At 66.3% G+C, this 9,983-nt stretch carries 5 protein-coding genes; 4 read left to right on the top strand and 1 reads right to left on the bottom strand.

All coding sequences use genetic code 11. The features are described from left to right. Positions 1–117: 117 nt before the first annotated feature. Positions 118–3,609: a DNA polymerase III subunit alpha gene (gene dnaE / locus JNN06_RS00380; RefSeq protein ID WP_291237617.1), complete on the bottom strand. Its 3,492-nt coding sequence runs from the start codon at positions 3,607–3,609 to the stop codon at positions 118–120. Between the two features lie 224 nt (positions 3,610–3,833). Here dnaE and xdhA point away from each other — a divergent pair, with 224 nt between their 5' ends. The 4 genes from xdhA to JNN06_RS00360 all read left to right on the top strand — a co-directional run. After that, positions 3,834–5,243, top strand: a complete 1,410-nt coding sequence (gene xdhA / locus JNN06_RS00375) for a xanthine dehydrogenase small subunit (protein WP_291237616.1) — start codon at positions 3,834–3,836, stop codon at positions 5,241–5,243. Continuing rightward, the gene (gene xdhB / locus JNN06_RS00370; RefSeq protein ID WP_291237615.1) at positions 5,240–7,666 is read left to right on the top strand and encodes a xanthine dehydrogenase molybdopterin binding subunit; all 2,427 of its coding nucleotides are present in this window, start codon (positions 5,240–5,242) and stop codon (positions 7,664–7,666) included. Before xdhA ends, xdhB begins: the two co-directional genes overlap by 4 nt. Beyond that, on the top strand, positions 7,659–8,588 hold the full coding sequence (gene xdhC / locus JNN06_RS00365) for a xanthine dehydrogenase accessory protein XdhC (RefSeq protein ID WP_291237614.1): 930 nt from the start codon (positions 7,659–7,661) through the stop codon (positions 8,586–8,588). The genes xdhB and xdhC overlap by 8 nt, the downstream gene beginning before the upstream one ends. Next, the coding region (locus JNN06_RS00360; RefSeq protein ID WP_291237613.1) for an ABC transporter ATP-binding protein at positions 8,585–9,983 on the top strand (1,399 nt) is incomplete at its 3' end. The genes xdhC and JNN06_RS00360, both read left to right, overlap by 4 nt.

The following is a 9,983-nucleotide window of genomic DNA, read 5'->3' as shown; positions in this document are numbered from 1 at the left end:
CGGGCGGGCACCGGCCTCTCGCGCATTGGCGGTGCCGGTCTTGCGGTAAGGTTTCCACATCGGGCGGGGAAAAGCGGTGCTTTTCCTGATCCGCCCGAAAACCTCAAGCCGAGAACCTCAAATCTCCTCCACCATCACCACGCCCTGCATGATCTTGATGGCGCCCTTGATCTGCGGCGTGACGGGCAGCGGGTCGGGGAGGGTGAGGTCGATCTCGCGGCCCTGATCATCGGGCACGGTGAAGGTGATCTGGCCGCGCTGGCGCCCGGCCTCGACGCGGGCGAACAGGGCGGCGACGGAGGCCACGGCCTCGACCCGGTCCAGATGGATGCGCAGGTTCGAGCCGCCCGCCTGCGCCGCCACGGTATCAATCGGCGCGGCGGCGCGCGCCAGAAGTTTCAGCGTCTCGCCTTCCAGATTGGCCTCGACGGTGAGGACGACATTCTTGCCCGGCTCCAGATGATCGCGGCATTGTTCCAAAGTGTCAGAAAACACCGTCACCTCATAGAGGCCCGTGGGGTCTGACAGTTGCACAAAGGCAAAGCGGTTGCCCTTGGCCGATTTGCGTTCCTGCCGCGAACTGACCGAACCGGCGAGTTTGGCGACCGTCGGCCCGCGCTCGCAGGCGGCGGTCAGCTCGGTCAGGGTCATCACCTTCTTGCGCTTCAACGGCCCCATATAATCATCCAGCGGATGCCCCGAGAGGTAAAAGCCGATGGCCTGATGTTCTTGGCTAAGCCGCTCGACCGGCAGCCAGTCGTCGCGGCCCCGGATGCGGGGTTCGGGGATGTCGGACCCCGACGACCCGAAGAGCGAGACCTGATCCGAGGCCGCCGCCTCATGCACCGCCGCCGAATAGGCGACCAGACTGTCCAGCGCCTCAAACACCCGGGCGCGGTTGCCATCCAGCTGATCGAAGGCCCCGGCGCGGGCCAGCATCTCCAGCGGGCGCTTGCCCACGCGCTTGAGATCGACCCGGCGGGCGACATCGAACAGCGTGGCAAAGGGTTTTGCGCCGCGCGCCTCGACGATCATCTTCATCGCCTCGACGCCCACATTCTTCAAGGCGCCAAGCGCATAGACCACCCGGCCCTGATCGACGCTGAAGGTGGCGAGCGAGCGATTGACGCAAGGCGGCACCACCGGAATGTCGAGTTTGTCCAACTCGCGCTTGTAGACCGCCAGTTTGTCGGTGAGGTGAATATCGCAATTCATCACACCGGCCATGAATTCGACCGGGTGATTGGCCTTCAGCCAGCCGGTTTGATAGCTGACCACGGCATAGGCGGCGGCGTGGGATTTGTTGAAGCCGTAATTGGCGAATTTCTCCAGCAGGTCGAACACCTCGCCGGCTTTCTTGGCGTCGATATTATGGGTGGCCTTGGCGCCTTCGATGAATTTCGGGCGTTCCTTGGCCATTTCCTCGGCGATCTTCTTGCCCATGGCGCGGCGCAGAAGGTCGGCGCCGCCAAGGCTATAGCCCGCCATGACCTGCGCGATCTGCATCACTTGTTCCTGATAGACGATGATGCCCTGGGTCTCGGCCAGAATGGGGTCGATGGTGGGGTGGAGGCTCTCCAGCGGGCGAAGGCCATGCTTCACCTCGCAATAGACCGGGATATTTTCCATCGGGCCGGGGCGATAGAGCGCCACCAGCGCCACGATATCTTCGATACAGGTGGGTTTCATGCGCCGCAGCGCGTCCATCATGCCGGTGGATTCCACCTGAAACACCGCGACCGTGCGGGCCTGCGCGTAGAGGTCATAGGTGACCTTGTCATCCAGCGGGATATGGCCGATGTCATTCTCGGCGCCCGGCTTGGGGTCATAGAGCCGGCGGCCATCGGCGGCCTCGTGCAAGTGCCGCCCGGTGCCGCGGATCAGGTCGATGGCGTTCTGGATGACGGTCAGGGTTTTCAGGCCCAGAAAGTCGAACTTCACCAGCCCCGCCGCCTCGACCCATTTCATGTTGAACTGGGTGGCGGGCATGTCGGAGCGCGGGTCTTGATACAGCGGCACCAGCCGGTCCAAGGGGCGGTCGCCGATCACCACCCCGGCGGCGTGGGTGGAGGCGTTGCGGAGCAGCCCCTCGATCTGCATGCCGTAATTCAGCAGACGGTCCACCACCTCCTCGGATTTGGCGGCCTCGCGCAGGCGGGGTTCATCGGCCAGCGCCTTCTGGATCGAGACGGGTTTCACCCCCTCGACGGGGATCATCTTCGACAGGCGATCCACCTGGCCGTAAGGCATCTGCAACACCCGCCCCACATCGCGCACGGCGGCCTTGGACAGCAGCGCGCCGAAGGTGATGATCTGGCCCACCTTGTCGCGGCCATAGCGTTCCTGCACATAGCGGATGACCTCCTCGCGGCGGTCCATGCAGAAGTCGATGTCGAAGTCGGGCATCGAGACGCGTTCCGGGTTCAGGAAGCGTTCAAACAGCAGGGCATAGCGCAGCGGGTCAAGGTCGGTGATGGTGAGCGCATAGGCCACCAGCGAGCCCGCGCCCGAGCCGCGCCCCGGCCCCACCGGGATGTCATGCGCCTTGGCCCATTTGATGAAATCGGCCACGATCAGGAAATAACCGGGGAATTTCATCCGCTCGATAATATCCAGCTCGAAGGTGAGGCGGGCCTCGTATTCCTCCACCGGCGCGGCATGGGGGATCACGGCGAGGCGGGCGCGCAGGCCCTCCCAGCTTTGGCTGCGCAGCGCCTCCACCTCGTTATCGGCGAATTTCGGCAGCAAGGGCGCGATCTTCGGCACCTTGTAGGCGCAGCGACGCGCGATCTCGACGGTGTTTTCCAGCGCCTCGGGCAGATCGGCGAACAGCGCGCACATTTCGGATTCGGACTTGAAGTAATGTTGCGGCGTCAGCCGGCGGCGCGGTTCGGATTGATCGACATAGGCGCCTTCCGCGATGCAGATAAGGGCGTCATGCGCCTCATACATCTCGGGCTTGGGGAAATAGACATCATTGGTGGCAACGATGGGCAGGCCCATGGCATAGGCGAGATCGAGAAAGCCGCGCTCGGTGGCGGCCTCGGCCTCCATCAGGCGGCCGCCCTCGCCGGGATGGCGCTGCAATTCGACATAAAGCCGGTCGGGGAAGATGGCGGCGAGGCGGGTCAGCAGCGCCTCGGCCCGGGCCATGTTGCCGGTTTGCAAGATCTTGCCCACCGGGCCTTCGGCGCCGCCAGTCAGGCAGATGACGCCCTCGCTATGCGCCTCCAGATCCTCCAGCGTCAGATGCGGGATCTGGCCGGATTTCTCGATGTAGAGGCTGGTCGAGAGCGCCATGAGGTTCATATAGCCCGCCTCGCTTTGCGCCAGCAGCACAAGCGGCGCAGGCAGGCGCAGCTTTTCGCCGGGGCGGGCGGGGTCGTGCATCAGGGCCATCTGGCAGCCGACAATGGGCTGCACGCCCGCGCCTGCGGCGATGGTGGAGAACTCCAGCGCGGCGAACATGGCATTGCTGTCGGTCACCGCAACGGCAGGCATGTTCTGCGCGGCGCAAAGCCCTACAAGCTTTTTCACCGGCACCGCGCCTTCCAGCAGCGAATATTCGGTATGGGTGCGGAGATGGATGAATCGGACAGGCTCTGACATGGCGGCAGAGTATCATCGGGCGGGGGTGATGACAGCCCAAAGAACGGGCAGTCCGCATTCTTCGGGATTTTCTGCAACTCCTTTCGCGTTTTCAGGAAAGGTTCTGCTGGACAGGGGCGCCCCGCCTCTGGTCTGCTGACAGGAACCAGAATAAAGGCCGCCCGCTTTTACGCCGCATCGGAGAGGGCAGAGAGGCCGAAGGGAGTAAGGCGGCGGGACGTGTGATGACCGAGCTTGCGTTTCTGCTCAACGGAACGCCGGTGCGCCTGTCGGGGGTGGCCCCCACGCGCACGCTTTTGCAATATTTGCGCGAGGATCGGGGGCTTTGCGGCACCAAGGAGGGCTGCAACGAGGGCGATTGCGGCGCCTGCACGGTGGTGGTCAGCGATGAGGCCGGGCCGCGCGCGCTGAATGCCTGCATCCTGTTCCTGCCGCAATTGCAGGGCAAGGCGGTGCGCACGGTCGAAGGCTTGTCCGGGCCGGAGGGCCAGCTGCACCCGGTGCAACAGGCGATGGTCGATCATCACGGCAGCCAATGCGGCTTTTGCACGCCGGGCTTTTGCACCTCGATGGCGGCGGCCCATGCGCAGGGGCGGCAGGATCATGATGTGGTGCTGGCGGGCAATCTGTGCCGCTGCACCGGCTATGCGCCGATCATCCGCGCGGCTGAGGCCGCCGCCGCCCAGCCCGTGCCGGATTGGATGCAAGAGGCCCCCCCCTTCATCTTGGCCCAAATATCCTCGGGGCCAATATCCGAGAACTCTGGGGGGGAAGCCCCCGGCGCTTTCCACCCCGAAACCCCGGATCAATTGGCAGAGTGGTATCTTGAAAACCCCGACGCCACGCTGGTGGCGGGGGCCACCGATGTGGGTCTTTGGGTCACCAAGCAGCTGCGCGCGCTGCCGAAAGTCGCGTTCTTGGGGGGCATCCCCGCCATGAAGCGGATCGAGACCGAGGGGGACATGATCCGTATCGGCGCGGGGGTCTCCATCACCGATCTGCGCGCCGCGATGGCGGCCCCGCATCCGAGCTTCGCGGCGATGCTGACCCGCTATGCCAGCGAACAGGTGAGGAATGCCGCGACTATTGGCGGCAATATCGCCAATGGCTCGCCCATTGGCGACGGCCCGCCCGCGCTGATCGCTTTGGGCGCGCGGTTGCATCTGCGGCAGGGGGCCGCGCGGCGCGAGATGGCATTGGAGGATTTCTTCCTCGAGTATCGCAAGCAGGACCGTCGCCCAGGCGAGTTTGTGGAGGCGGTGACGATCCCTGCCCGCGCGCCGGGGCTGAAGGTTTACAAGCTCTCCAAACGCTTCGATCAGGATATCTCAGCCGTGCTGGGGGCCTTCAACCTGACGGTTGAGGGTGGCGTGATCACGGCGGCGCGGATCGCCTTTGGCGGCATGGCGGGCACGCCGAAACGCGCGCGGGCGATGGAGGCGGCGTTGATGGGTCAGCCTTTTGCCTTGGCGGCCTTTGAGGCGGCGAAGGCGGCCTGTGCCACTGATTTCGCGCCGCTCAGCGACATGCGCGCCAGCGCCGCCTATCGGCTGGAGGCGGCGGGCAATATGGCGCTGCGCTATTGGCATGAGGCCTCGGGCGGCGCGGTGAATGTGTTGGAGGTGCGGGCATGAGCATGGGCAAACCCTTGCCGCATGACGCGGCGCCGCTGCATGTGACGGGCGCTGCGCGCTATACCGATGACATTCCGCTGCCCGGCGATGCGGCGCATCTGGCCTTCGGGCTTTCCACCTGTGCGCATGGGGCCATCACCGCGATGGACCTTGCCGCCGTGCGGGCCGCCCCCGGCGTGCTGGCGGTGTTCAGCGCCGAGGATTGGCCCGAGATGCCGGATTGCTCGCCCAGTTTGGGCGATGAGCCGCTGCTGGCCACCGGTGTGGTGCATTACGTGGGCCAGCCGGTGTTTCTGGTGGTGGCCGACAGCCATCTGGCGGCGCGCAAGGCCGCGCGGCTGGGCAAGATCACTTACGAAGAACGGCCCGCGCTGCTGACGGTGGAGGCGGCCCTCGCGGCCAACAGCCGCTTTGAGGCCGGGCCAGTGGTCTGGGCGCGCGGCGATGCGGGCGCGGCGATTGCCAAGGCTCCGCAGGTCATCGAAGGGCGGTTCGAGGTCGGCGGGCAGGAGCATTTCTATCTGGAAGGCCAGATCGCCGCCGCCCTGCCGCAAGAGGGCGGGGATATGGTGATCTACGCCTCGACCCAGCATCCGAGCGAGATTCAGCACAAGGTGGCCCATGCGCTGCATCTGCCGATGAGCGCGGTGCGGGTGGAGGTGCGCCGGATGGGCGGTGGCTTTGGCGGCAAGGAAAGCCAGGGCAACCATCTGGCGATTGCCTGCGCCATGGCGGCGCGCGCCACCGGGCGGCCCTGCAAGATGCGCTATGACCGCGATGATGACATGGTGATCACCGGCAAGCGGCATGATCTGACCATCGGCTATCGTGCGGGGTTCGATGCGACGGGGCGGATTCTGGGGCTGGAGTTCCAGCATCTGATCCGCTGCGGCTGGTCGCAGGATCTGAGCCTGCCAGTGGCCGACCGCGCCATGCTGCATGCCGACAATGCCTATTTCCTGGAGCATCTGCGGATCGAGAGCCACCGGCTGCGCACCAACACCCAGTCGAACACCGCCTATCGCGGGTTCGGCGGGCCTCAGGGTGTGGTGGGGATCGAGCGGGTGGTGGATCACATCGCCCATGTGTTGAAGCTGGACCCGGTGCAGGTCCGGCGGCGGAATTTCTATGCGGAAATAGCGGAAGGGGGGCTGTCTGCCCCCCGCGCCTCTGGCGCTCCCCCCGAGGATATTTCGGCCAAGATGAATGCGGGGGCGTTCCGGGCAGAGGCGCCGGGAACGGGGCGGCGTTTCGGCGGGGCGTTTTCGCCCAAACCTGCGGTGCAGACCACGCATTATGGCATGCCGGTGGAGGATTTCTGTCTTCGGGCGATGCTGGACGAATTGGAGCGGACCTCCGGTTACGCGGCGCGGCGGGCGGAGATTGCGCGCTGGAATGCGGGGTCGCCCGTGTTGAAGCGCGGCATTGCGCTGACGCCGGTGAAGTTTGGCATTTCGTTTACGCTGACATGGCTCAATCAGGCCGGGGCCTTGGTGCATCTGTATCAGGATGGCTCGATCCGGTTGAACCATGGCGGCACCGAGATGGGGCAGGGGCTGTTTCAGAAAGTGGCGCAGGTGGCGGCGGGCGTGTTTGGCGTGGAGGTGGCGGCGGTGAAGATCACCGCGACCGATACGGCGCTGGTGCCCAATACCTCGGCCACGGCGGCCTCGTCGGGCAGTGACATGAACGGGATGGCGGTGCAGGCGGCCTGTCTGACCATCCGCGCGCGGCTGGCGGAGTTCATGGCGGGCAAGTTTGGCGTGGCGACGGATCAGGTTCGGTTCGAGGGCGGCGAGGTGAAGGTGGCGGGCGAGGCCTTTGCCTTTGCCCAAGTGGCGGCCTGGGCCTATCAGGCGCGCATCTCGCTGTCGGCCACCGGGTTTTATGCAACGCCCAAGATCAGTTGGGACCGGGTGAAGGGGCAGGGGCGGCCTTTCCTCTATTTCGCCTATGGCGCGGCGGTGACCGAGGTGGTGATCGACACGCTGACCGGGGAAAACCGCATTCTGCGCGCCGATCTGCTGCATGATACCGGCGCCAGCCTCAATCCGGCGATTGATATTGGCCAGGTGGAGGGCGCCTATGTGCAGGGCGCGGGCTGGCTGACCACGGAGGAGCTGGTCTGGGATGGCAAGGGGCGGCTGATGACCCATGCGCCCTCGACCTACAAGATCCCGGCCTGTTCGGACCGTCCGCCCGTTTTCAACGTGGCGCTATGGGGGCGCGAGAACCGCGAGGCGACGGTGGGCCGCTCGAAGGCGGTGGGGGAGCCGCCCTTCATGCTGGGTGTTTCGGCCCTCATGGCGCTGTCGGATGCTGTGGCGGCATGCGGCGATGGCTCGGTTTACCCTGCTTTGGACGCGCCTGCCACGGCAGAACGGGTGCTGTGGGCGGTGCAAAGGCAGCGCGGGCATGTTTGACCGGGAGGCTTTGGCGCAGGCCCTGAGGCTGGCCCCGCGTGTGGTGCGGGTGGTGCTGGCGGAGGTGAAGGGCTCCTCCCCGCGCGAGGTGGGGGCGGCGATGCTGGTCTGGCCGGAGGGGCAGAGCGGCACCATCGGCGGCGGGGCGCTGGAGCATCAGGCGGCAGAGCGGGCGCGGGCGATGCTGGCCGGGGGCGCGCCGCTGCGCTTCGAGCGGGTGCCGCTGGGGCCAGCGCTGGGGCAATGCTGCGGCGGGGCGGTGGCGTTGCTGTCGGAACTGTATGGGGCGGTGCCCGAGGGCGCGGTGATTGCGCGGGCGGTCGCGGGCGCGCCGATGCCCCTGGCGGTGAAGCGGCTGCTGGCGGCGCAGCGGGGCGAGGGGGTGGCGCCCGCGGCGCAGCTGGTGCAGGGCTGGTTCATCGAGCCGGTGGCGCGGCCCTCGCGTCAGGTCTGGGTCTGGGGCGCGGGGCATGTGGGGCGGGCGCTGGTTGCGGTGCTGGCGCCCTTGCCCGATCTGGCGATCACCTGGGTCGATACCGCGCCGGAGCGCTTTCCCGACGTGATCCCGCCCGGCGTGACGGCAGTGCCGGTGGCGGACCCTGCGGGGCTGGTGGCCCATGCGCCACAGGATGCGGAGCATCTGGTGCTGACCTATTCGCATGCGCTGGATCTGGAGCTGTGCCACCGGATTCTGGCCCATGGCTTCGCGCGGCTGGGGCTGATCGGATCGGCCACAAAAGCGGCGCGCTTTCGGGCAAGATTGCACGATCTGGGGCATTTGTTGACGGAAATTCAACGGATTGCCTGTCCTATAGGCGATACGAGCCTTGGCAAACACCCTCAGGCCATAGCATTGGGGGTGGCAACCGAACTGTTGAGGACGGCCCCGCAGAGGGCGCGCCGTGGGGAGAGGATGGCATGACCGAGCTGTTGCGGATCGAGGGCGTGACCAAGGCCTATCCGGGCGTGGTGGCCAATAGTGACGTGTCCTTTACCATCAAACCGGGCGAGGTGCATGCCCTGCTGGGGGAAAACGGCGCCGGGAAATCGACGCTGGTGAAGATGATTTACGGGCTGGTGAAGCCCGATCAGGGCCGCATGCTGTGGCGCGGCGCCGCCTATGCGCCCGCCAAACCCTCGGTGGCGCGGGCTGCGGGCGTGGCCATGGTGTTTCAGCATTTCAGCCTGTTCGAGGCGCTGAACGTGGCGGAAAACGTGGCGTTGGGCATGGAAACTCCGCCGCCGATGCGCGAGCTGGCCGCGAAAATCCGCGCGGTGAGCGAGGAATATGGCCTGCCGCTGGACCCGGGCCGGATGGTGGGCGACCTGTCGGCGGGCGAGCGTCAGCGGGTGGAGATCATCCGCTGCCTGCTGCAATCGCCGAAACTCCTCATCATGGACGAGCCGACCAGCGTGCTGACGCCGCAGGAGGTGGAGATCCTGTTCAAGACGCTGCGGCAGTTGAAGGCCGAGGGCACCTCGATCCTGTATATCTCGCACAAGCTGGAGGAGATCCGCGCGCTCTGCGACGAGGCGACGGTGCTGCGCCGGGGCAAGGTGGTGGGCACCTGCACCCCGTCGGAGAAGACCGCGCGCGAGCTGGCCGAGATGATGGTGGGCGCGGTGCTGACCCCGCCGGAGCGGCGCGCGGGCGCGAGGGGCGAGGTGGCGCTGGGCGTCAGCGATCTGTCGGTGCCCTCGCCCATCCCCTTTGGCACCAGCTTGAAAAACATCAGCTTTACAGTTGCCAAGGGCGAGGTGCTGGGCATTGCGGGTGTGGCGGGCAATGGGCAGGATGAATTGCTGCTGGCGCTGAATGGGGAAATTCGCAGCGCGGCCGATAAGGTGCGCATCCATTCCCAGCCGGTGGGCGATCTGGGGCCGGAGGCGCGGCGGCGGGCCGGGCTGGTTTCCGCCCCGGAGGAGCGCTTGGGCCATGCGGCGGCGCCCAATATGTCGCTGGTGGAAAATGCGCTGCTCTCGGGCGCGGTGCGGCAGGGGCTGACCCGGCGCGGCTTCATCGACTGGGCCAAGGCGGAAGATTTTGCGAAGGCGATCATTCAGGGGTTCGACGTGCGCACGCCGGGGCCCCATGTGGCGGCGCGGGCACTGTCGGGCGGGAACTTGCAGAAATTCGTGGTCGGGCGCGAGCTGCTGCAAGCGCCGGAGGTCATCGTGATCAACCAGCCGACCTGGGGCGTGGATGCGGCGGCGGCGGCCTCGATCCGGCAGGCGATCCTGGACCGCGCGGCAGAGGGCGCGGCGGTGGTGGTGATCAGTCAGGATCTGGACGAGCTGTTGGAAATTGCAGACACAT

The sequence above is a fragment of the Gemmobacter sp. genome, from assembly GCF_016792925.1.
Classification (GTDB): Bacteria; Pseudomonadota; Alphaproteobacteria; order Rhodobacterales; family Rhodobacteraceae; genus Gemmobacter.
Note: the sequence above shows the minus strand (reverse complement) of the source record. Positions and strands in the feature narration are given on the sequence as shown.

Coding starts and splice junctions, on each gene's coding strand:
- xdhC (WP_291237614.1), top strand. CDS start 7,659: ATGTTTGACCGGGAGGCTTTGGCGCAGGCCCTGAGGCTGGCCCCGCGT.
- xdhA (WP_291237616.1), top strand. CDS start 3,834: ATGACCGAGCTTGCGTTTCTGCTCAACGGAACGCCGGTGCGCCTGTCG.
- xdhB (WP_291237615.1), top strand. CDS start 5,240: ATGAGCATGGGCAAACCCTTGCCGCATGACGCGGCGCCGCTGCATGTG.
- dnaE (WP_291237617.1), bottom strand. CDS start 3,609: ATGTCAGAGCCTGTCCGATTCATCCATCTCCGCACCCATACCGAATAT.